Origin of the sequence: Cellulosimicrobium sp. SJTW-1 (genome assembly GCF_047716875.1) — a bacterium.
Classification (GTDB): Bacteria; Actinomycetota; Actinomycetes; order Actinomycetales; family Cellulomonadaceae; genus Cellulosimicrobium; species Cellulosimicrobium funkei.
Genome location: NZ_CP136680.1, coordinates 1,010,320 through 1,029,821 on the forward strand (window position 1 = coordinate 1,010,320; position 19,502 = coordinate 1,029,821).

Annotated in this window: 21 protein-coding genes; 13 read left to right on the plus strand and 8 right to left on the minus strand. The window is 75.5% G+C overall.

Annotated elements, in window-relative coordinates; all coding sequences use genetic code 11:
- Positions 1-57 precede the first annotated feature (57 nt).
- Positions 58-741, plus strand: coding sequence for a hypothetical protein (locus RSE42_RS04570; protein WP_415297966.1), 684 nt, complete (start codon positions 58-60; stop codon positions 739-741).
- A gap of 58 nt (positions 742-799) precedes the next feature.
- Here the strand turns inward: RSE42_RS04570 and RSE42_RS04575 are convergent, their stop codons facing one another.
- Positions 800-2,125 (minus strand): MFS transporter, encoded by a 1,326-nt coding sequence (locus tag RSE42_RS04575; protein ID WP_415297968.1) that lies wholly within the window; start codon positions 2,123-2,125, stop codon positions 800-802.
- A 77-nt stretch (positions 2,126-2,202) separates the two neighbouring features.
- On the opposite strand from RSE42_RS04575, the gene RSE42_RS04580 reads away from it, so the two are divergent.
- Positions 2,203-2,805 carry an ArsR/SmtB family transcription factor gene (locus RSE42_RS04580; RefSeq protein ID WP_170963108.1) on the plus strand — a complete coding sequence of 201 codons (603 nt, stop codon included), beginning with the start codon at positions 2,203-2,205 and terminating at the stop codon, positions 2,803-2,805.
- A gap of 442 nt (positions 2,806-3,247) precedes the next feature.
- Here the strand turns inward: RSE42_RS04580 and RSE42_RS04585 are convergent, their stop codons facing one another.
- Both RSE42_RS04585 and RSE42_RS04590 read right to left on the minus strand, forming a co-directional pair.
- Positions 3,248-3,952: a potassium channel family protein gene (locus tag RSE42_RS04585; protein WP_043655776.1), complete on the minus strand. Its 705-nt coding sequence runs from the start codon at positions 3,950-3,952 to the stop codon at positions 3,248-3,250.
- Between the two features lie 168 nt (positions 3,953-4,120).
- The gene (locus RSE42_RS04590; RefSeq protein WP_086149010.1) at positions 4,121-5,497 is read right to left on the minus strand and encodes a TrkH family potassium uptake protein; all 1,377 of its coding nucleotides are present in this window, start codon (positions 5,495-5,497) and stop codon (positions 4,121-4,123) included.
- Positions 5,498-5,707: 210 nt separating this feature from the next.
- On the opposite strand from RSE42_RS04590, the gene RSE42_RS04595 reads away from it, so the two are divergent.
- Positions 5,708-6,934 carry an acetoin utilization protein AcuC gene (locus tag RSE42_RS04595; RefSeq protein ID WP_415297970.1) on the plus strand — a complete coding sequence of 409 codons (1,227 nt, stop codon included), beginning with the start codon at positions 5,708-5,710 and terminating at the stop codon, positions 6,932-6,934.
- 185 nt (positions 6,935-7,119) lie between these two features.
- Positions 7,120-7,218 carry a 30S ribosomal protein bS22 gene (locus RSE42_RS04600; protein WP_003792170.1) on the plus strand — a complete coding sequence of 33 codons (99 nt, stop codon included), beginning with the start codon at positions 7,120-7,122 and terminating at the stop codon, positions 7,216-7,218.
- A 94-nt stretch (positions 7,219-7,312) separates the two neighbouring features.
- On the opposite strand, the gene RSE42_RS04605 is transcribed toward RSE42_RS04600, so the two are convergent.
- Positions 7,313-8,185: an HAD family hydrolase gene (locus RSE42_RS04605; protein ID WP_415297972.1), complete on the minus strand. Its 873-nt coding sequence runs from the start codon at positions 8,183-8,185 to the stop codon at positions 7,313-7,315.
- 49 nt (positions 8,186-8,234) lie between these two features.
- On the opposite strand from RSE42_RS04605, the gene RSE42_RS04610 reads away from it, so the two are divergent.
- A complete protein-coding gene (locus RSE42_RS04610; RefSeq protein WP_415297975.1) occupies positions 8,235-8,525 on the plus strand; it encodes a glutaredoxin family protein in 291 nt (96 codons plus the stop codon).
- Between the two features lie 56 nt (positions 8,526-8,581).
- Positions 8,582-9,256, plus strand: coding sequence for a redox-sensing transcriptional repressor Rex (locus tag RSE42_RS04615; protein ID WP_021482510.1), 675 nt, complete (start codon positions 8,582-8,584; stop codon positions 9,254-9,256).
- A gap of 119 nt (positions 9,257-9,375) precedes the next feature.
- Here the strand turns inward: RSE42_RS04615 and RSE42_RS04620 are convergent, their stop codons facing one another.
- The gene (locus RSE42_RS04620) at positions 9,376-9,927 is read right to left on the minus strand and encodes a YceI family protein (RefSeq protein ID WP_009862579.1); all 552 of its coding nucleotides are present in this window, start codon (positions 9,925-9,927) and stop codon (positions 9,376-9,378) included.
- Positions 9,928-10,089: 162 nt separating this feature from the next.
- Here RSE42_RS04620 and RSE42_RS04625 point away from each other — a divergent pair, with 162 nt between their 5' ends.
- From RSE42_RS04625 to ccsB, 6 genes are all read left to right on the plus strand, one after another.
- Complete coding sequence (locus RSE42_RS04625; protein WP_415297977.1) at positions 10,090-10,617, plus strand: MarR family winged helix-turn-helix transcriptional regulator; 528 nt, start codon at positions 10,090-10,092, stop codon at positions 10,615-10,617.
- 71 nt (positions 10,618-10,688) lie between these two features.
- Positions 10,689-11,360: a histidine phosphatase family protein gene (locus RSE42_RS04630; protein WP_043655743.1), complete on the plus strand. Its 672-nt coding sequence runs from the start codon at positions 10,689-10,691 to the stop codon at positions 11,358-11,360.
- A gap of 211 nt (positions 11,361-11,571) precedes the next feature.
- Positions 11,572-12,147 carry a TlpA family protein disulfide reductase gene (locus tag RSE42_RS04635; protein WP_061269150.1) on the plus strand — a complete coding sequence of 192 codons (576 nt, stop codon included), beginning with the start codon at positions 11,572-11,574 and terminating at the stop codon, positions 12,145-12,147.
- A gap of 56 nt (positions 12,148-12,203) precedes the next feature.
- Positions 12,204-12,998: a cytochrome c biogenesis CcdA family protein gene (locus RSE42_RS04640; protein ID WP_061269149.1), complete on the plus strand. Its 795-nt coding sequence runs from the start codon at positions 12,204-12,206 to the stop codon at positions 12,996-12,998.
- A gap of 1 nt (position 12,999) precedes the next feature.
- Complete coding sequence (locus RSE42_RS04645; RefSeq protein WP_415297980.1) at positions 13,000-14,931, plus strand: cytochrome c biogenesis protein ResB; 1,932 nt, start codon at positions 13,000-13,002, stop codon at positions 14,929-14,931.
- Positions 14,928-15,959: a c-type cytochrome biogenesis protein CcsB gene (gene ccsB, locus RSE42_RS04650; RefSeq protein ID WP_137281580.1), complete on the plus strand. Its 1,032-nt coding sequence runs from the start codon at positions 14,928-14,930 to the stop codon at positions 15,957-15,959. The genes RSE42_RS04645 and ccsB overlap by 4 nt, the downstream gene beginning before the upstream one ends.
- A gap of 236 nt (positions 15,960-16,195) precedes the next feature.
- On the opposite strand, the gene RSE42_RS04655 is transcribed toward ccsB, so the two are convergent.
- Entirely contained in the window at positions 16,196-16,660 is a 465-nt protein-coding gene (locus RSE42_RS04655) for a PLD nuclease N-terminal domain-containing protein (RefSeq protein ID WP_085388441.1), read from the minus strand.
- A gap of 31 nt (positions 16,661-16,691) precedes the next feature.
- Between RSE42_RS04655 and RSE42_RS04660 the strand changes: the two genes are divergently transcribed.
- Positions 16,692-17,078 carry a DUF4229 domain-containing protein gene (locus tag RSE42_RS04660; RefSeq protein ID WP_137281581.1) on the plus strand — a complete coding sequence of 129 codons (387 nt, stop codon included), beginning with the start codon at positions 16,692-16,694 and terminating at the stop codon, positions 17,076-17,078.
- Positions 17,079-17,163: 85 nt separating this feature from the next.
- On the opposite strand, the gene RSE42_RS04665 is transcribed toward RSE42_RS04660, so the two are convergent.
- Positions 17,164-18,033, minus strand: coding sequence for a 1,4-dihydroxy-2-naphthoate polyprenyltransferase (locus tag RSE42_RS04665; RefSeq protein ID WP_415297983.1), 870 nt, complete (start codon positions 18,031-18,033; stop codon positions 17,164-17,166).
- Positions 18,034-18,113: 80 nt separating this feature from the next.
- The gene (locus tag RSE42_RS04670) at positions 18,114-19,493 is read right to left on the minus strand and encodes an AMP-binding protein (protein ID WP_415297985.1); all 1,380 of its coding nucleotides are present in this window, start codon (positions 19,491-19,493) and stop codon (positions 18,114-18,116) included.
- Positions 19,494-19,502: the final 9 nt, after the last annotated feature.

Sequence of the window (19,502 nt, forward strand, 5' to 3'; positions counted from 1 at the left end):
CGGGTTCGGGGGCGACCCAGCGGTGCCCGCCCCGGGCCGGACGAAGAGGTTCCTCGCGTGACGACGACCACCCGCAGGCTGCTCGCCGCCCTCGTGCTCGCCGGCTCGCTCGTCGTGCCCGCGGGCACGGCCGGCGCGACACCGCCGACCACCATCCCTGCAGCGGCCGCCGCCCCGGCCGCGATCTCGGTCACGGACCCCGCCGACGGCGTGCGCGTCAGCGTCGAGATCACCGAGCGCGCGGTGCCGACGGCGCCGCGCGTGGCCGTCGTCGGGTCCGGGCCGTTCGTCGTCGGCGGCAGGCTCGAGCTGCGCGGGACCGGCCTCGCGCCGCACGCCGTCCACGAGGTCTGGCTCGAGAGCGATCCCGTGCTCCTGGGCACCGTCACGACGGACGCCGACGGGGCGTTCCTCTTCGTCGCGACGATCCCCGCGGGTACGACGCCGGGCGAGCACCACGTGCGGCTCGTCCCGACCGCGGGTGGCGCCGACGTGGTGTCCGAGCCTTTCCTCGTGCTCGCCGCCCCCGGCGAGCCGCACGAGCCCGGGACGACGCCGTCCGCGGGGCCTGGGGGAGCGGGCGGGTCGGGTGGTGCGGCGGAGGGCGGCGGGCCGGGCTCCTCGCGCCCGGGCCTGGCGACGACGGGCGCGGGCCTGGGCCTCGCCGCGGCGCTGGCCGGGGCGGCGGTCCTGGCCGGGGCGGCGCTGCGCCGTCGGGCAGGCAGGGGCGGCGCGGCCTGAGCCTGCGCACCTCTCCGGGCGCACCCCGTCGGCGCGCCCCTCCGGCGCGCCCGCAGGGTCAGCTCTCCGGCTGCGGCTCCGCCTCGGCGCCAGGCCGCGCGGCGTCGGCCAGACGCGCGTCGGCGTCGCGTGCGTCCGCGGCCGCCTCCGCGGCGTCCATCGCCCGGTCGTCGACGACGAGCATCCCCAGGAGCGTCGCGCCGGACACCACCGCCATGACCACGAACACCGTGCGCAGGCCGAAGAGCTCGCCGAGCAGGCCGCCCACGGCGGCGCCGAGGGGCAGCGTCCCCCAGGCGAGGAGCCGGTAGCACGCGTTGAGCCGGCCCAGCAGGGCGTCGGGCGTGATGCGCTGGCGCAGCGACAGCGTCACGACGTTCCACACGGCGATCCCGGCACCGCCGACCGCGAAGACGGCGCCGATCACCCATGCGCTGGTCGTCACCGCGGGGACGCCGACGAGGGCGACCGTGCCGAGGATCGTCAGCGCGAGGGAGCGCGCACGCCCGATCGTCCCGACGACGCGTTCGGCGACGAACGACCCCGCGAACGCCCCGACCGCCGTCGCGGTGAGGAGCACGCCGTACGCCGGCTCGGACAGGCCGAGGGGCGAGTCGGGGCCGACGGCGTAGAGCACGAAGACCGCGAACGCGGCGTTGCTCGCGAAGTTGATGCCGCCGACCATCATCGCGAGCGTGCGCAGGATGCGGTCGTGCCACAGGAACCGCAGGCCCTCGGCGACGTCCGCGCGCAGCGTCGTGCGGGTCGCGCGCACCGTCCGGTACGTGCCCGGGAGCCCGAGCAGCAGCACCACGGCGAGCGCCCAGAGCGCTCCGGGGACGCCGAACGCGACGGCGGCGCCCGCGGCCACGAGCAGCCCGCCCAGGGGCGGCCCCACGAACTGGTTCGCGGTGAGCTCCGCCGCGTAGAGGCGCCCGTTGGCGCGGGGGAGCGCGGTGCGCGGCACGACCTGCGGGAGGATCGACTGCGCCGAGGTGTCGTACAGCGTCTCCGTGACGCCGACGGCGAAGGCGACGACGTAGAGCACGGCGACGCTCCCGGCGTCGGGCACGAGCGCGACGGCCGCGAGCGCGACCACGAGGACCGCGCGGGCCACGTTGGCGCCGACCATCGCAAGCCGCCGGTCCAGGCGGTCGGCGAGCGCGCCCGCGGGCAGCGCGAAGAGCAGCCACGGGAGCGTGAGGGCGAACGTCAGCCCCGCGACCAGCGCCGGCGACTCGGTGTACCGGACCGCGACGAGCGGGAGCGCGACCTTGAGCACCCCGTCGGCGAGGTTCGACACGGTGGACGCGGCCCACAGGCGCCGGAACGGCGCGCCGAGGGGTGCGGCGGCGGGGCGGCGGCGCCCGGATCGAGAGGCCATGCCGCCCAGCATGGCACAGTGATCGAGAAACCCCAATCGATCGAGCACTATCGATCGGAGGTCCGTACGATGAGCCCATGACCCCCGAGCCCACCCCGGAGCCGACTCCGCAGTCGATCCCGGACCCCGGCGCCGGGCCCGCCCCCGGGCCGCGCGCCCCCGACGTCCCGGGCCGTCGTCCGCCCACCGCCCTCGAGGCGAAGGCGCTCGCGCACCCGCTGCGCCAGCGCATCGTGCGGCAGTGCGGCACGCGCGAGATGACGAACAAGGAGCTCGCCGACCACCTCGGCGTCCCGCCGGGCACGGCGCTGCACCACGTCCGGCTCCTCGTGCGCGCCGGGCTGCTCGAGCCCGCGGAGGTCCGCACGGGGGCGGGCGGGGCGCTCGAGCGGCCCTACCGCGCCACGGGCGCCACGTGGTGGCTCGACGACCCGCTGCGCGACGCCGCGCCTGGCGCGCGGTTCGGCCCCGTCGCCGCGGCGCTCGACGACGCCCTCGCCGCCGGTCCGGACGCCGTCACCACGTCCGCGGCGTTCTACCTGCACCTCTCCGACGACGACGTCGCCGAGCTCGACCGCCGTATCCTCGCCGTCCTCGACGAGTACGTCGCGACCGACGCCGACCGCCACGACCGCCCCCTGCACCGAGGCCTCTTCGTCCTGCACCGCCCACCCTCCTGACCCCGACCGGCCGAGGTCGGTGAGACCGCGCGGGAGGACCGTACGGTGCGGCCCCGCGGCACGACAGCCCTGGGCTCCCGTGGCGCGAACGTCGGGACCCGGGTGGCACGACAGCGCCAGGCCGACCGCGCGCGACCACCGGACCCGGACCCGGACCACGGGACGGAGGGCGACGGCCAGGACGAGCGGTGGGGTCGGACTGTGCGCGAAGGACGTCAAGGTGGACTTCTTCGACCTCCGCCGGGAAGACCAGGGCGACGGCCAGGACGAGCGGTGGGGTCGGACCGTGCGCGAAGGACGTCAAGGCGCACTCCTCAGACCTCCGCCCGGAGGACCAGGGCGACGGTGCGCCAGTCCGAGCGCACGGTCCGACCCCACCGCGGACCCGATCCGCGGGCTGTGAACCCGATCGAACCCGATCGAACCCGACCGGACCCGACCCTCACGGCCGAGCGGCGAACCGCTCCAGGAGGTCGGCGTGACCCGACACGATGAGCAGGTCGTTCGCGCTGATCCGGGTCTCGGGGGTCGCGTAGAGGAACTCCTCGCCGGGCGACTTCACGCCGATCACGGTGACGCCGTACCGCTCGCGCACCTTCGACTGCGCGAGCGTGAACCCCTGCACCTCGCGGGGCGGCCGCATCTTGACGATCGTGAACCCGTCCTCGACCTCGATGTAGTCGAGCAGCTTCCCGGAGACGAGGTGCGCGACGCGTGAGCCGGCGTCGGCCTCGGGGAACACGACGTGGTGCGCGCCGATGCGCTGGAGGATGCGCCCGTGCTCCGCCGAGATCGCCTTGGCCCAGATCTGGGGCGTGCCGAGGTCGACGAGGTTTCCGGTGATGAGCACGCTCGCCTCGAGCGACGTGCCCACGCCCACGACCGCGACGGGGAAGTCGCGTGCGCCGAGCTGCTCGAGCGCGACCGGGTTGGAGGCGTCGGCCTCGACGAGCGGGAGCTGTCCGCTCCACTGGGCGACGAGGTCGGGGTCGCGCTCGACGGCGAGCACGTCCTGCCCGAGACGGTCCAGCGTCGCGGCGATCGCGGTCCCGAAGCGGCCGAGGCCGATGACGAGGACGCCCGCGTCCTTGCGCGGGGCCTTCGCCTCGTCCCGGCGCGCGCGCTCCGCGCGGCCGCGCTCGACGATGCGCTGGGCGACGGGGTCCGCGGACGCGCCGTCCTTCCCGTCGGCGGCGCGGGTGAACGGGTCGGTCACGGTGGGGCCTTTCGTCGGTCCGGTGGTGCGGTGTCTGGCGTGTCGGTGAGGTCTCGTGCGGCGGTCGCGTCCGGCGGTCGCGCCGCCGGGCGGGCCTGCTCACCCGATGATGGGGCGCTCCTCGGGGTAGCGCACGATCCGGCGGCGGTCGCGCAGCGCGAGCGCGGCGGCGAACGTCATGGTGCCCGTGCGCCCGACGAACATGAGCGCGATGAGGACGTACTTCCCGGCGTCGGGCAGGTCGGGCGTGATGCCGGTCGACAGGCCGACGGTCGCGAACGCCGAGATGGTCTCGAAGAGGATGACGTCGAGCGTCTCGCCGGTGATCTCCAGCAGGAGCAGGCTCGACAGGAGCACCGCCGTCGCACCGACGAACGACACCGCGACCGCGAGCCGGAGGGTGTCGCGCGGGATGCGTCGCCCGAACGCCTCCATGTCCCGGTCGCCGCGCGCCTCGGACACGATGGCGATGAGCATGACGGCGAGCGTCGTGACCTTGATGCCGCCCGCGGTCGACGCGGAGCCGCCACCGACGAACATCAGCGCGTCGGTGATGAGCCAGCTCGCCTCGTGCATGCCGCCGGTGTCCACGGTCGAGAAGCCGCCGGAGCGCGGCATGACGCCCGCGAAGAGCGACGCGAGGAGCTTCTCGCCGAGGTCGAGGGGCCCGAGGGTCCGCTGGTTCCCCCACTCGACGGCCGCGAAGAGCACCGTGCCCACGACGACGAGCGCCGCGCTCGTCGTGAGCGTGAGCTTGGTGTGCAGGCTCCACTTGGAGGCCCGGCGGCGGTTGCGCATGACGTTGAGGATGACGGGGAAGCCGAGGGAGCCGATGAACACGCCGAGGATGATCGGCAGGCACAGCATCCAGTCGCCGACGTACGGCGCGAGGCCGTGCTCCGTCGGGATGAACCCCGCGTTGTTGAAGGCGGAGATGCCGTAGAAGATGCCGTGCCACGCGGCCTCGCCGAACGTCTCCTCCAGCACGATGAACCGCGGCAGCAGGAGCAGCGCGATGAGGAGCTCGAGCGACGTCGAGGTGATGATGACGACCCGCACGAGCGAGCCGACCTCGCCGAGGCGCGTCGTCTTCGTCTCCGACGCGGTGAGGAGCTTCTGCGTGAGGCCGATGCGCCGGGACACGGCCATGCCGAGGATCGACGCGAGCGTCATGACGCCGAGGCCGCCGATCTTGATGCCGAGCAGGATGACGACCTGCCCGTACCCCGACCAGTAGGTCCCCGTGGGGACCACGACGAGACCGGTGACGCACACGGCCGACGTGGCGGTGAAGAACGCGTCGACGAAGGGCGCGGACCGGCCGCTCGCCGTCGCCCAGGGCGCCATGAGCAGGGCGGTGAAGACGGCGATGACGGCGGCGAACACGGTGACGGCGAGGCGGGCGGGGGACTGCCGGGCGAGGCGGTCGACGATCTCCCGCCCCCGGAACAGGCGCCCGGTCATGCTCGTCGGCATGGAGCCTCCCTCACCACTCGCGCCACTCTGCCACGGGCCCGGTGGCCCGTCATGTCGCCGCTCCGGCGCCGGGACATCATGCCCGCTCGCGGGCCCGGACGCCGCACCGGGGGCTCGCGGAGACCCGGCGGAGGCCCGGACCGGCGGTCGCGCGCGGTCCGTCGCGCGGTCGGTGGGGCGGGGGCGCGCCGTCGGGCGTTACCGTGAGCCATGCCCACGACCGACCCGACGTCGTCGCCCGCCCCGACCGGGGCGGCTGCGGCGCCCGGAGCCTGCGTCGTGTGGAGCCCCGAGCTCCTCGGCTACGACTTCGGTCCCGGCCACCCGATGGCGCCGGCCCGGCTCGACCTGACGATGGGGCTCGTGCGCGCCCTCGGCCTGCTCGACGACGACGCGGACCTGCGGGTCGTGCGGCCCGAGCCCGCGTCCGACGACGTGCTCGAGCTCGTGCACGAGCCCGCGTACGTCGCGGCGGTGCGCGCGGCGTCGGAGCACGGCACGCCCGACCCGGCCCGCGGCCTCGGCACCGAGGACGACCCGGTCTTCCGCGGGATGCACGAGGCCGCCGCGCGGATCGTCGCGGGCTCGTACGAGGCGGCGGGCGAGATCGCGGCGGGTCGCACCCGGCACGCGGTGAACGTCGCGGGCGGCATGCACCACGCGAAGGCGGGCGCGGCGTCGGGCTTCTGCGTCTACAACGACGCGGCCGTCGCGATCCGGCGCCTGCTCGACGACGGCGTCGAGCGCGTCGCGTACGTCGACCTCGACGCCCACCACGGCGACGGCGTCGAGGAGGCGTTCTGGGACGACCCGCGCGTCCTCACCGTCTCCGTCCACCAGAGCGGCGCGACGCTCTTCCCCGGGACGGGCCACCCGACCGACCTCGGGGGCCCCGGCGCCGAGGGGACGGCGGTCAACGTCGCGCTCCCGCGCCGCACCGACGGCGCCCGCTGGCTGCGCGCGGTCGACGCCGTCGTGCCGCCCGTGCTGCGCGCGTTCCGTCCCGAGGTGCTCGTCACCCAGCACGGGTGCGACGCGCACGGCGAGGACCCGTTGTCCGACCTCGACGTGTCCGTCGACGCGCAGCGCACGGCCGCCACCTGGATGCACGGGCTCGCGCACGAGCTGACCGACGGGCGGTGGCTCGCGCTCGGCGGGGGCGGGTACGCGATCGCGCGCGTCGTGCCGCTCGTGTGGTCGGCCGTCGTGGGGGAGGTCGTGCACCGGCCCGTCACCGCGGGCGTGCCCCTGCCCGCGGAGTGGCGCGAGCGCGTGGCGGAGGTCGCCGGGTTCGACGCGCCGCTCGCGTTCGGGCCCGAGGTCGAGGTCCGGCGGTGGAGCAGCGGGTACGACCCGGACGACGACGTCGACCGCGCCGTCGCGGCCACGCGCCGGGCCGTCTTCCCGCTGCTGGGCCTCGACGCGCACTTCGACTGAGACGCCCCGCGACCGGTCGCGTACCGGGGCACGGGCGCGAGCGGGTAGGCTAGGGGGCGGATTTCTCTCGTGTTGGTCGGCTTGCGGCGCCCTCGTGGTCGCCGGGGCCCCGATCAACCGTGGACCACCCGCGGCCGGTCGACCGGTCGCCGACCGACACGCCGCTCGAGCATTGCGAGGACCGTATGGGCTCCGTCATCAAGAAGCGCCGCAAGCGCATGGCCAAGAAGAAGCACCGCAAGCTGCTTCGCAAGACGCGTCACCAGCGTCGTAACAAGAAGTGACGTCGCGCGCGTCCTGACGCGCCGACCCGTCGTCGAGCCCGGCCCCTCCCGAGGGACCGGGCTCGACGCGTCTCCGGGCGCGGCCCGGGCGGGGTCAGAAGCGGGCGATGCGCCGGTCGACGGCGCGGCGCACGGAGCGCAGGACGAGCGCGGCGGCCCAGGCGGCGCCGGCCCAGCTCGCGGTGCGGACGCTGCTGCGGGCGACGCGGCGCCGCCGCCCGCGGAACTCGCGGATGGGCCAGCCGACGTCCTGCGCGTGGCGGCGCAGGCGGGCGTCCGGGTTGATGGGGCACGGGTGCCCCACGGCCTCCATCATCGTCACGTCGTTGAGCGAGTCGCCGTACGCGTACGACGCCTCGAGGTCGATGTCCTCGCGCTCGGCGAGCGCCCGCACCCCGGCAGCCTTGGCGCGGCCGTGCATCATGTCGCCGACGAGCCGTCCCGTGTAGAAGCCGTCCTCGTGCTCCGCGACGGTGCCGAGCGCGCCCGTCGTTCCGAGCCGGCGCGCGATGAGCTCGCCGATCTCGACGGGGGTCGCGGAGACGAGCCACACCTGGTGCCCGGCCGCGAGGTGCTCGTCGAGCAGGCGGCGCGTGCCGGGGTAGATGCGCAGCGACAGGACGGTGTCGTAGACCTCCTCGCCGATCGCGGTGACCTCCGCGACGGAGCGCCCGGCGATGAGGTCCAGGGCGCGCGAGCGGATGCGGTCGATCTGCTGCTTGTTCTCGCCGAACGCGAGGTACCGGGCCTGGTGCACGGCGAAGCGCACGATGTCGAGCGTCGAGAAGAATTCGCGCTGGTACAGGGCGCGCGCGAGGTGGAACGACGAGGCGCCGCGGATGATCGTGTTGTCGACGTCGAAGAACGCGGCGGTGCGGTGCGGCGGACCGGGGGCGCGCGCGGGCGCCTCCTCGGGGAGCGTCGGCCGGGAGGTCGGGTCGGGGCCCGGGCCGGGAGACGTCGCCATGCCTCCACTCTAGGCGGTCGGCCTGCCGGGGCCTCGTACCCTGGGAGGCGTGAGCACCCCCGACGCCCCCGCCCCGGTCCTGCTGTTCGGTCGCGCGGGCTGCCACCTGTGCGACGACGCACGGACGGTCGTCGAGGCGGTGTGCCGCGAGGCCGGCGTCGCGTGGGCGGAGGTCGACGTCGACGCGCCGGGCGCGGACCCGGCGCTGCGCGAGCAGTACGGGGAGTACGTGCCGGTCGTCACGGTCGGCGGCGTGCAGCAGGGCTTCTGGCGCGTGGACGCGCGTCGGCTGGCGCGTGCGGTGGCCCGGATTTCGGCGCCGCGCGCGGACCTGGGATGATTCCTCCCGTGGAGCGTGACCGTCGACGAGGACGGTCCCTGGACGACGGAGTGACGGTGGCTGAGCAGGTAGTCGGTGAGGTGACGGCGCCGGGGATCCCGAGCGCGACGGTGGCGCGGCTCCCGTCCTACCTGCGCGCGCTGCGGGACCTCGTGGCGCGGGGCGTCGGGACGACGTCGTCGGTCGAGCTCGCGGAGCTGTCCGGCGTGGGCCCGGCCCAGCTGCGCAAGGACCTGTCGTTCCTCGGGTCGTTCGGCACGCGCGGCGTGGGCTACGACGTCGACTCGCTCGCGCAGTACATCACCGAGGCCCTGGGCCTCGTCGACGAGCACCGCATCGCGATCGTCGGGATCGGCAACCTGGGGCACGCGCTCGCGAACTACTCGGGCTACGAGCAGCGCGGCTTCCACGTGGCGGCGCTCCTCGACGCGTCGCCGGACGTCGTCGGGACGCGGGCCGCGGGCCTCGTCGTCGAGCACGTCGACGCGCTCGAGGAGGTCGTGGAGCGCGAGAAGGTGTCGATCGTCGTCCTCGCGACGCCCGCGGCGCACGCGCAGGCGGTCGCGGACCGCGTGGTCGCGGCGGGGGTGCGCGAGATCCTCAACTTCGCGCCGCGTGCGCTCCAGGTCCCGGCGGACGTCGACGTGCGCGGCGTCGACGTCGGCAGCGAGCTGCAGATCCTCGCGTTCCACTCGCAGGCCCGCGCCCTCGCGGCGTCGCAGGAGCGCTGAGCGGCCCCGGCGTTCGGACGCGGGGACGACGAAGGGCCGCGTGCCGGTGCACGCGGCCCCTCGGGGTGGCACCCCTGCCGGAGGGTGCCGGTCGCGCCCGGGCGTGCCCGGGACGACGGTCAGGCCTGCTTGATGGCCGAGACGTCGAGCGCGATCTTGATCTTGTCGCCGACGAGCACGCCGCCGGTCTCGAGCGCGGCGTTCCAGGTGAGGCCGAACTCCTTGCGCGAGATCTCGGTGGTCGCCTCGAAGCCCGCGCGCGGGTTGCCGAACGGGTCGGTCGCGGTGCCCGCGAACTCCGTCTCGAGCTCGACCGGCTTGGTGACGCCGTTGATCGTCAGGTCGCCGGCCACGACGTAGTCGTCGCCGTCGCCCGTGATGCGCGTCGACGTGAACGTCCACGTCGGCTTGTTCTCCGCGTCCCAGAAGTCGGCGCTGCGCAGGTGGTTGTCGCGGTTCTCGTCGCCCGTGCTCACGGACGCGGCGTCGAGCTGGGCGGTCACGGACGTCGACTCGAGGTCGTCGCCGACGGTGATCGTGCCGTCGGTGATCGCGAGGGTGCCGCGGACCTTCGAGATCCCGGCGTGGCGGACGGTGAACGACGCCTGCGAGTGCGACGCGTCGAGGGCGTAGGTACCGGCGGTGAGGCCGGCGGGCAGCGACGAGGCCATGGGTGCTCCTGCGGGTGGTCGGGGTCCGGGCGGACCAAGTGGTTGAACGTTCAACTTCGGAACGAGCGTATCAACAGCACCCCTCGGTCCGTCTATTCCCGTGGGGTGGAACAATGTTCCGACCCCCCACGCCCCCAGCCCCTCCCGCACCGCCGAGGACCCATGACCCGCAACGACGTCGACAGCCCGACGGCGAGCACCGTCCGCACCCCCGCCGCCCACGCCGCCGAGCCGCGCTGGCTCGACGCGGAGCAGCAGCGCCTGTGGCGCGCGTACCTCGACGGGACCGTGCGCTTCATCGAGGCGCTCGGCCGTGACCACGAGGAACGGTCCGAGGTGTCGCTCAACGAGTACGAGCTGCTCGTGCGCCTCTCCGAGAGCCCCGACCACACCCTGCGCATGTCGGCGCTCGCGGACGGGCTCGCCCGCTCGCGCAGCCGCGTGACGCACACCGTCGCGCGCATGGAGGCGCGCGGCCTGGTCCGGCGCTCCGCGAGCTCGGGCGACCGCCGCGGCGTGAACTGCGCGATGACGAGCGAGGGCTACCGCGTGCTCGTCGCGTCGGCGCCCGCACACGTCGCGGCCGTGCGCCGGTACCTCGTCGACGTGCTCACGCCGGAGCAGTTCCGGGCGCTGGGCGAGGCGATGGCGGCCGTCGCGGAGGCGTGCAAGGCCGACCGCGACGCCTGACCGCCCGTCCCGGCCCGTCGCGCCGGCCCGCGGTGGCGTGCACCCGCCCCGAGTGCGGGACACTGGTGGGCATGGTCTCCACCATCGTCCACCTCCTGCGCCACGGCGAGGTCCACAACCCCGACGGCGTCCTCTACGGCCGGATCCCCGGCTACCACCTCTCCGAGCGCGGCCACGAGATGGCCCGCCGCGTCGCCGCGCACCTCGCGGGCGAGCCCGGGCCCGACGGCACGTCGCGCCCCCGCGCCGACCTCACGGTCGTCGTGGCCTCGCCGCTGCAGCGCGCGCAGGAGACCGCGACGCCTGCCGCCGAGGCGTTCGGCCTCGAGCTGGGCACGGACGAGCGGCTCATCGAGGCCGCGAACCACTTCGAGGGCAAGACCTTCGGCGTCGGGGACGGCTCGCTGCGGCACCCGCAGCACTGGCCCTACCTGTGGAACCCGTTCCGCCCGTCGTGGGGCGAGCCGTACGTGGAGCAGGTCGCGCGCATGCGGGCCGCCGTCGCCGACGCGCGGGACAAGGCGGCCGGGCACGAGGCGCTGCTCGTCAGCCACCAGCTCCCCGTGTGGCTCACGCGCCTGAGCTTCGAGAACCGCCGGCTCTGGCACGACCCGCGCAAGCGCGAGTGCTCGCTCGCGTCGCTCACGTCGCTGCACTTCGAGGACGACCGCCTGGTCGGCCTGCACTACACCGAGCCGGTCGCGGACCTCCTCCCGGGCGCGGCGACCGTCTCCGGGGCGTGACGTCGGTCATGTCCAGCGCTGTCGCCACGGCCGTCGCGCCCGAACTGCACGGTTCGGGCGTGGCGGAGGTCACGTCTCTCAGGTCCCGTTCAGGAAGCGCGGGCAGGGTGCGTCCCGTGATGCCGTCGTGACCGCCGACTCGCGCGCGCGTGCCGCGCGCCCCCTCTCCGTCGAGGCGCGGGCCGCTGCCCTGCCGTCGCGTCGGCGACCCGTGCGCCGTGCGCTGACGGGCGCCGTCGTGCTCGCCGCGACCCTCGGTCTCGCGGCGTGCGCCCAGGACTCCGGCGCCTCGACCGACGTCGTGGGGCAGGGCTTCGTCTCGGGCGACGGGTCGGTCCGCACGTGGGACGCCGACGAGCGCGGCGACGTCGTCGCGCTCACGGGCACGGACTACGAGGGCGAGCAGGTCGACACGAGCGCGTGGCTCGGGGACGTCGTCGTGCTCAACACCTGGTACGCGGCGTGCGCGCCGTGCCGGGCCGAGGCGCCCGACCTCGTGGCGCTCGCCAACGACCGCGCCGACGACGGCGTGCAGGTGCTCGGGATCAACACGACCGACGAGGCGGGCGCCGCCCAGGCGTTCCAGCGCCGGTTCGACGTCCCCTACCCGTCGATCGACGACCGGTCCGGCGAGGTCGTCGCGGCGCTCTCGGGCACCGTCCCGCTCCAGGCCGTGCCGTCCACCGTCGTGCTCGACCGCGAGGGCCGCGTCGCGGCGCGCGTCATCGGGCTCGTCGAGGGCTCGACGCTCACCGCCCTGGTCGACGACGTCCTCGCCGAGAGCTGACCGTGCCCGTCCTCACGCCCCTCGCCGCCGCGGTCCCCGCGGGCGCCGCGTCGAGCATCGGCGACACCTTCGCGACGACCGTGTGGAGCGGCTCGATGCTGCTCGCGGTGCCCGTCGCGGTCATCGCGGGCCTCGTCTCGTTCGCGTCCCCGTGCGTGCTGCCGCTGGTGCCGGGGTACGTCGGCTACGTCTCGGGCATGGCCGCCGCCACCACCGGCGACGGGGGCAAGGCGTCCGGGGGCACGACGACGGCCACCCGGGTCGCTGCACCGAGCCGGGGACGCGTGCTCGCGGGCGTCGGGCTGTTCGTCGCCGGGTTCACGCTCGTGTTCGTGGCGCTCATGTTCGCCGCGGGCGCGATCGGCGTGCACCTGGTCCGCTGGGAGGACGTCATCACGCGCGTGCTCGGCGTGGTCGTCATCCTCATGGGCTTCGCGTTCCTCGGCGCGCTGCCCTTCCTCCAGCGCGAGCGGCGCCTGCACGTGAGCCCGCAGGCCGGGCTGTGGGGGGCGCCGCTGCTCGGCATCGTGTTCGGGCTCGGCTGGACCCCGTGCCTCGGCCCGACGCTCGTCGCCGTCCAGGCGCTGTCGCTCAGCGAGGCGTCGGCGGGGCGCGGCGCGATCCTCGGCGTCGCGTACTGCCTCGGGCTGGGCGTGCCCTTCCTCCTCATCGCGCTGGGGCTGCAGAGCTCGCAGCGCATGCTCGGGTTCCTGCGCCGGCACCGTCTCGCGATCATGCGGATCGGCGGCGGGCTGCTGGTGCTCATCGGTCTGGCGCTGGTCACGGGCCTGTGGACGACGTGGACGACGTCGCTGCAGGGCTGGATCGGCGGATACGTGACGGTGGTGTGAGATGAGCCGGCGGACCGGGGAGCCCGGGAACAGCGAGCAGGCCGAGCAGGCCGAGAAGGCCGAGAAGGCCGGCACGACCGTGCGGACGGGCTACCGCCCCGAGGGCATCGACGACGCGTTCTCCGCGGGCGACGGCCCGGGGGAGCGGACGCCGTCGGGCGGGAAGGGCGGCGCGGGAGGCGACGGCGGCCCGGCGCTCCCGTCGCTCGGGTGGCGCGGTGCGCTGCGCTGGACGTGGCGCCAGCTCACGAGCATGCGGGTCGCGCTCATGCTCCTCATGCTGCTCGCGGTCGCCGCGGTGCCCGGGTCGGTCCTGCCGCAGCGCCCGCAGGACCCGGCGGCGGTGCTGCGCTACCTCCAGGAGAACCCCACGACGGGGGAGTGGCTCGACCGTCTCGGCTTCTTCGACGTCTACGCGTCGGTGTGGTTCTCGGCGATCTACATCCTGCTGTTCGTCTCGCTCGTCGGGTGCATCCTGCCGCGCACCAAGGCGCACCTGCAGGCGCTCCGCTCCCGACCGCCCCGCACGCCCCGCCGCTTCGACCGGTTCCCCGCGCAGGGCCGGGCCGTCACGGACGCGACGCCCGACGAGGTCGTCGAGGCGGCGAGCACGCACCTGCGCGGACGCCTGTCCTGGCTCCCGACCTTCCGCGTCGACACCGGCGCCGAGGACGCGACGCCCGCCCGCGGACGCGCCGCCGCGCGGCCCGCCGCGCGGACGGTCTCCGCGGAGCGCGGGTACCTGCGCGAGAGCGGGAACCTGCTGTTCCACCTGTCGCTCGTCGGGCTGCTCGTCGCGGTCGCGACCGGCCAGCTCCTGCACTACCGCGGCCAGGCGATCGTCACCGAGGGCCGCGGGTTCGCGAACGCGGTCGTCGACTACGACACGTTCGAGAACGGGGCCTGGTTCCGCCCGTCGTCGCTCGTCCCGTTCTCCATGACGCTCGACGCGTTCGAGTCGGAGTTCGCGGCCGACGCCGCCGCGTTCGCCCAGTCGCGCGACTTCACGGCGTTCGTCACGGTGCGCGACCCCGACGGCGCCCGCCACGAGGAGACCATCAAGGTCAACCACCCGCTCACCGCGGGCGGCGCGAAGATCTACCTCCAGGGCAACGGGTTCGCGCCCGAGGTGACGGTGCGCGACGCCGACGGCGAGACCGCGTTCTCGGGCCGCGTGCCGTTCCTGCCGGAGGACACGATGTACACGTCGCGCGGCGTCATCAAGGTGCCCGACGTGTCGGACGGCCTCGACCAGATCGGCCTCGTCGGGTACTTCCTGCCGACTGCCGAGATCAGCGAGGACGGCGAGACGGCGGCCTCGATCTACCCGCAGCCCATCAACCCGCTCCTCGTGCTCGAGGTGTACCGGGGCGACCTGGGCCTCGACGAGGGCCTGCCCCAGAACGTCTACCGCCTCGACACCGACGACCTCACGCCGTCGGTCGACGAAGACGGCGAGCGGGTGAAGATCCTCGTCGCGCCCGGCGAGACCGTCGACCTCCCCGACGGGCTCGGCACCATCACGTTCGACTCCCTGCCGCGCTACGTGGCCCTCGACCTGCGGCACGACCCGTCGCTCACGTGGGTGCTCGTCTTCTCGCTCGGCGCCCTGCTGGGCCTCGCCGTCTCCCTGTTCACGCCCCGCCGCCGCGTCTGGGTGCGCGCGTGGCGCGAGGAGGTGCCCGGCACGGGCGACGACGACGCCCCGCGCGAGCGGACCGTCGTCGCCGTCGCGGGGCTCGCCCGGGGCGACGACGCCGGGCTGCAGGGCGAGGTCGACTCGCTTCTCGCCGCGCTCCCGGGCGTGGCACCATCGGACGAGGGCGACCTCACCTCGTCGCCGGGGCGTGCCCCGGCGGACGGCACCCGCCCCACCGGGCGTCCCGCACAGGACCCGACCTCGCGCGACCGCGCACGAAAGGCTGACCGATGACCCTCGCCGAGCTGAGCCAGGACCTCGTCTGGGCCGCAGCGACCGCGCTTACCGTCGCGCTCGTCGCGTTCGCGATCGACCTCGCGCGCCTCGCGGGCCGCGCGGACCTCGAGCGTGCCGACGCCCGGGCCGGGGCGCGCGAGCGCTCCGCGGACCGCGCCGAGGTGCTCACCGCCGCGGGTGCCTCGTCGGCCTCCCCGTACGGGCCCGGCACGACGGACGCCGCCGACGCGGACCCGGCGGACGCCGCGCCGCCGTCGCGCAAGGCCGCGAACATCGGCGTCTCGCTGACGTGGCTCGGTACCGCGCTGCTGCTCGTCGCGATCGTCACGCGCGGCGTCGCGGCCGGGCGCACCCCCTGGGCCAACATGTACGAGTTCACGCTCGTGGGCACGTTCGTCGCGCTCGCGGCGTTCCTCGCCGTCTCCCTCAAGCGCGACGTGCGCTTCCTGGGCTCGTTCGTCACGGGGCTGTCGGTCCTGTTCCTCGTGCTCGCCCAGAACGCGTTCTTCGTCGTCGCGACGGGCGTGCAGCCGGCGCTCCAGTCCTACTGGCTCGTCATCCACGTCGGGGTCGCGATCATCGCGACGGGCATCTTCACCGTCGCGTTCGTCACCTCGGTGCTCCAGCTCCTGCGCGACTCGCGCGACTCGGGCAACGCGTTCCTCGGGGCCCGCGGGTGGCGCTGGCTCGACTCGACGCCGGGCGCGCTCCAGCTCGAGGCCCTGAGCTTCCGGCTCAACGCGGTGGCGTTCGTGCTGTGGACGTTCACGATCATCGGCGGGGCGATCTGGGCCGAGCACGCGTGGGGCCGCTACTGGGGCTGGGACCCCAAGGAGGTCTGGAGCTTCGTCGTCTGGATCGTCTACGCGGCCTACCTGCACGCGCGCACGACCCGCGGGTGGTCCGGCCGCCGCGCGGCGTACTTCGTGATCGTCGGCTACGCGTGCGTGCTCTTCAACTTCACCGGCGTCAACCTGCTGTTCAACGGCAAGCACTCGTACTCGGGCCTCAACCCGGGCGACTGACCGACCGCCGCGCAGCACGACGACGCGGCGCGGCACGACGAAGGGGGCCGCCGTCCGGATCGGACGGCGGCCCCCTTCGTCATGCCGCGGGCTGGGTGGCGCGAGCCTCGTGGTGCTGCGGGCTGGGTGGTGCGAGCCTCGTGGTGCTGCGGGCTGGGCGGTGCGAGCGTCGTGGTGTCGCGGACTCGGCGGTGCGAGCCTCGTCGTCGCGGGAGCCTCAAGTCGCGCCGGGCGCCTCAGCGCGTCGCGTCGTCGCCGTCCTCCGAGGGGTTGCTCGCGCCGGGGCGGCGCGCGTCGCCGTCGTCGGTGCGCTCGTCCCCGGGCGTCGCGTCCGTGGCCGGAGCGTCGTCGGCGGGTGCCGGGGAGTCGTCGCGTGCCTGGCGGCGCTGCTGCTGCTCGAGCCGCCAGAGGAACTCGGGGTCGTCGTCGGGCGCGACGGGCGCGTTGCGCCGACGCCGCGTGCCCCCGGGGGCCGAGCCGGGGCCGGGGCGGCCGGCGGGGCGGGAGCGCGTCCCGGACCGCGACGCCGAGCGCTTGACGAGGATCCACGCGATGGGGCCGAGGAACGGCAGGAGGATGATGAGCACGACCCACAGCCCCTTGGGGATGCCGCCGCGTTCGTCCTCGTCGCTCGAGGCGAGGTCGACGAGCGCGTAGACGGCGAGACCGACGGCGAGCAGCGGGAGCAGGACGCGGAGCATGGCTCCAGCCTACGGGCCGTACCCTGGAGTCGTGCCTGTCGTCGTCTACTCCGTCCTGCGTCTGCTCCTCTTCGCGGTGGCGCTCGGCGCCCTCTGGTTCGCCGGCCTGCGCGGCTGGCTGCTCGTGCTCGTCGCGGCCGCCGTCGCGCTCATGCTGTCGTACCTGACGCTGAGCAAGCCCCGCGAGGCGGCCTCGCGCTACCTCGCCGCCCGGGCCGAGCACCGCGCCCGCACGGGCGAGCGGTTCTCCCGGGAGATCGAGGACGACGCGGCTGCCGAGGACGCGGCCGTCGACGGCGCCGCGGCTGCCGCCGGGTCCACGGACCCCGCCGCGGCGGACGGGACGTCCCGCCCCGAGGCCGAAGCAGAGGCAGAAGCCGACGCGACCGGCCGCCCGGGAGCCTCCCCGGCGCGCTGACCGGGGACGCCGGAGCCGGTCAGGCCGAGCCCGCCCGCCCAGAGCCGGCCCGCCCAGAGCCGGCCCGCCCCGAGCGGGCCCGCGCTCAGAGCGCCAGCCCGACCCCCAGCAGGACGCCGTAGCCGAGCTCGAACAGACCGGTGCCCGCGAGCACCGGGACGAGCAGCGGACCGCGCGCGCCCGCGACCACCGGGGCGGTGAGGAGCGCGGCGGGCAGCAGGAGCACGAGCGTGCCGAGCGCCCACGGCGACGCGAACGCGCACACCACCGCCAGCAGGAGCGGCACCCAGATCATCGCGACGTAGGCGCGGCGCGCCCGGAAGTCGCCGAGCCGCACCGCGAGCGTGCGCTTGCCCGCGACGACGTCGGTCGGGATGTCGCGGATGTTGTTGACCATGAGGATCGCGCACGCGAGCAGCCCCACGGCGACCGCGCCGACCGCGGACGGCCACGTGACGACCCCGGCCTGCGTGTACGTGGTGCCGAGCGTCGCGACGAGGCCGAAGAACACGAACACCCCGACCTCGCCGAGGCCGCGGTAGCCGTAGGGGTTGCGCCCGCCCGTGTAGTACCAGGCGGCGAGGATCGCGACGGCGCCGACCGCCAGGAGCCACCAGTGGCCCGTGACCGCGCACAGGACGAGGCCCAGCACGCCCGCGACGCCGAACGCGGCGAACGCCGCGGCGCGCACCTGCGCGGGCCGCGCGAGCCCGGACGCGGTGAGCCGCAGCGGGCCGACGCGGTCGAGGTCGGTGCCGCGCACGCCGTCCGAGTAGTCGTTGGCGTAGTTCACGCCGACCTGGAGCGCGAGCGCGACCCCGAGGGCGAGCAGCGCGGGCCAGAACGCGAACCCGTCCACCTGGGCCGCGGCGCCGGAGCCCACGATGACGGGCGTCGCGGCGGCAGGGAGGGTGCGCGGGCGTGCGCCCGCGACCCACTGGGTAGTGCTGGCCATGGTGCTCCGTCTCGGTCGTGCGTCTCGGTCGTGCGTCTCGGGTCGTGCGGCTCGGTCGTGCCGGGAGTGGTCCGGCCGGCTCAGCCGGGCGGGGTGCGCCCGTGCCCGACGGCGATCCGGGCCACCGCGGCGCGGTCCACCTTGCCGGGCCCGCGCCGGGGGAGGTCCGGGACGACGAGCACGCGGCGGGGTGCGGCCGCCCGCTCCAGCCTATCCGCGACGCGGCCCCGCACGGCGGCGACGAGCTCGGGCGGGGCGCTCGTCACGCCCCCGGCGCCCACCGTGCTCGCCGTGCCCGCGGTGCCCACCGTGCTCACTGCGCCCGCCGTGCCCGCCGTGCCCGCCGTGCCCGCCGTGCTCACGGTGCCCGACGTGCCCGCCGCGGCACCGTCGTCGTGCGGCGCGCCCGCCAGCGTGACGACCGCGACGACCTCCTGGCCCCACTCCGGGTGCGGCACCCCGACGACGCACGCCTCCCCGACGCCCGCGACCTCGCCGACCACGGCCTCGACCGCGGCCGGGGCCACGTTCACGCCGCCCGTGACGATCACGTCGTCCGCGCGGCCGAGGACGGTGAGCACCGGCGCGTCCGCGGGGCCGTCGAGCCGCCCGAGGTCGCTCGTGCGGAACCAGCGCGTGCCGTCGTCGTCGGTGCGGAACGCGGCCGCGGTCGCGTCCGGCTCCCCGAGGTAGCCGTGCGCGAGGAACGGGCCGGAGAGCTCGACGACGCCTGCCCCCTCGCCCGCCTCCTCGCCCTCGGTGTCACCGGCCGGGACCAGCCGGACGCGCGCGCCCGGGAGGGGGACGCCGTCGTACACGCAGCCGCCGCACGTCTCCGTCATGCCGTACGTGGTGACGACGCGCGCCCCCGCGGACCGTGCGCGGCGCAGCAGCGCGGGCGGCGTCGCGGCGCCGCCGAGGAGCACGGCGTCGAGCGAGCGGAGCGCGTCGAGTCCTGCGGTGCCGTCGGCGGACCCGGCGTCGGCCGCCTCGACGAGGCGATGGAGCTGGGTCGGGACGAGCGAGACGTACCGCCGCTCGCCGCGCGGGGCGCGCGCGACGAGCGCCGCGAACCCGCCGGGGGTGAAGGGCTCGCCCGCGGGCGCGACCGTGAGGCCCCGTCCCGCGGCGTGGGCCCGCGCGACGACCTGCACCCCCGCGACGTGCGTCGGGGGCAGCGTGAGGAGCCAGTGTCCCGGGCCGCCCAGCCGCTCGTGCGTCGCGGCGCCCGACGCGCGCAGGGCGTCGGCGCCGAGCAGCACCTCCCGGGGCGCGCCCGTCGAGCCCGACGTGCGCAGCACGAGCGCGGTGCCCGCGGGCACGTCGCCCGAGGTCGGCCCGGAGCCCTGGGGGCGGGGGAGCAGCGGGACGGGCGCGACGGGCGGGCCGTCGCCGTCGAGCGCGGCCCCGACCGCCGCGACGAGGGCGTCCAGATCGGCGGGGACGACGGCGCGGTTCACCGGATCAGC

Coding starts and splice junctions, on each gene's coding strand:
- RSE42_RS04620 (WP_009862579.1), bottom strand. CDS start 9,927: ATGGCCTCGTCGCTGCCCGCCGGCCTCACCGCCGGTACCTACGCCCTC.
- RSE42_RS04580 (WP_170963108.1), top strand. CDS start 2,203: ATGACCCCCGAGCCCACCCCGGAGCCGACTCCGCAGTCGATCCCGGAC.
- RSE42_RS04645 (WP_415297980.1), top strand. CDS start 13,000: ATGAGCCGGCGGACCGGGGAGCCCGGGAACAGCGAGCAGGCCGAGCAG.
- RSE42_RS04600 (WP_003792170.1), top strand. CDS start 7,120: ATGGGCTCCGTCATCAAGAAGCGCCGCAAGCGCATGGCCAAGAAGAAG.
- RSE42_RS04605 (WP_415297972.1), bottom strand. CDS start 8,185: ATGGCGACGTCTCCCGGCCCGGGCCCCGACCCGACCTCCCGGCCGACG.
- RSE42_RS04595 (WP_415297970.1), top strand. CDS start 5,708: ATGCCCACGACCGACCCGACGTCGTCGCCCGCCCCGACCGGGGCGGCT.
- RSE42_RS04655 (WP_085388441.1), bottom strand. CDS start 16,660: ATGCTCCGCGTCCTGCTCCCGCTGCTCGCCGTCGGTCTCGCCGTCTAC.
- RSE42_RS04665 (WP_415297983.1), bottom strand. CDS start 18,033: ATGGCCAGCACTACCCAGTGGGTCGCGGGCGCACGCCCGCGCACCCTC.
- ccsB (WP_137281580.1), top strand. CDS start 14,928: ATGACCCTCGCCGAGCTGAGCCAGGACCTCGTCTGGGCCGCAGCGACC.
- RSE42_RS04575 (WP_415297968.1), bottom strand. CDS start 2,125: ATGGCCTCTCGATCCGGGCGCCGCCGCCCCGCCGCCGCACCCCTCGGC.
- RSE42_RS04630 (WP_043655743.1), top strand. CDS start 10,689: ATGGTCTCCACCATCGTCCACCTCCTGCGCCACGGCGAGGTCCACAAC.
- RSE42_RS04625 (WP_415297977.1), top strand. CDS start 10,090: ATGACCCGCAACGACGTCGACAGCCCGACGGCGAGCACCGTCCGCACC.
- RSE42_RS04590 (WP_086149010.1), bottom strand. CDS start 5,497: ATGCCGACGAGCATGACCGGGCGCCTGTTCCGGGGGCGGGAGATCGTC.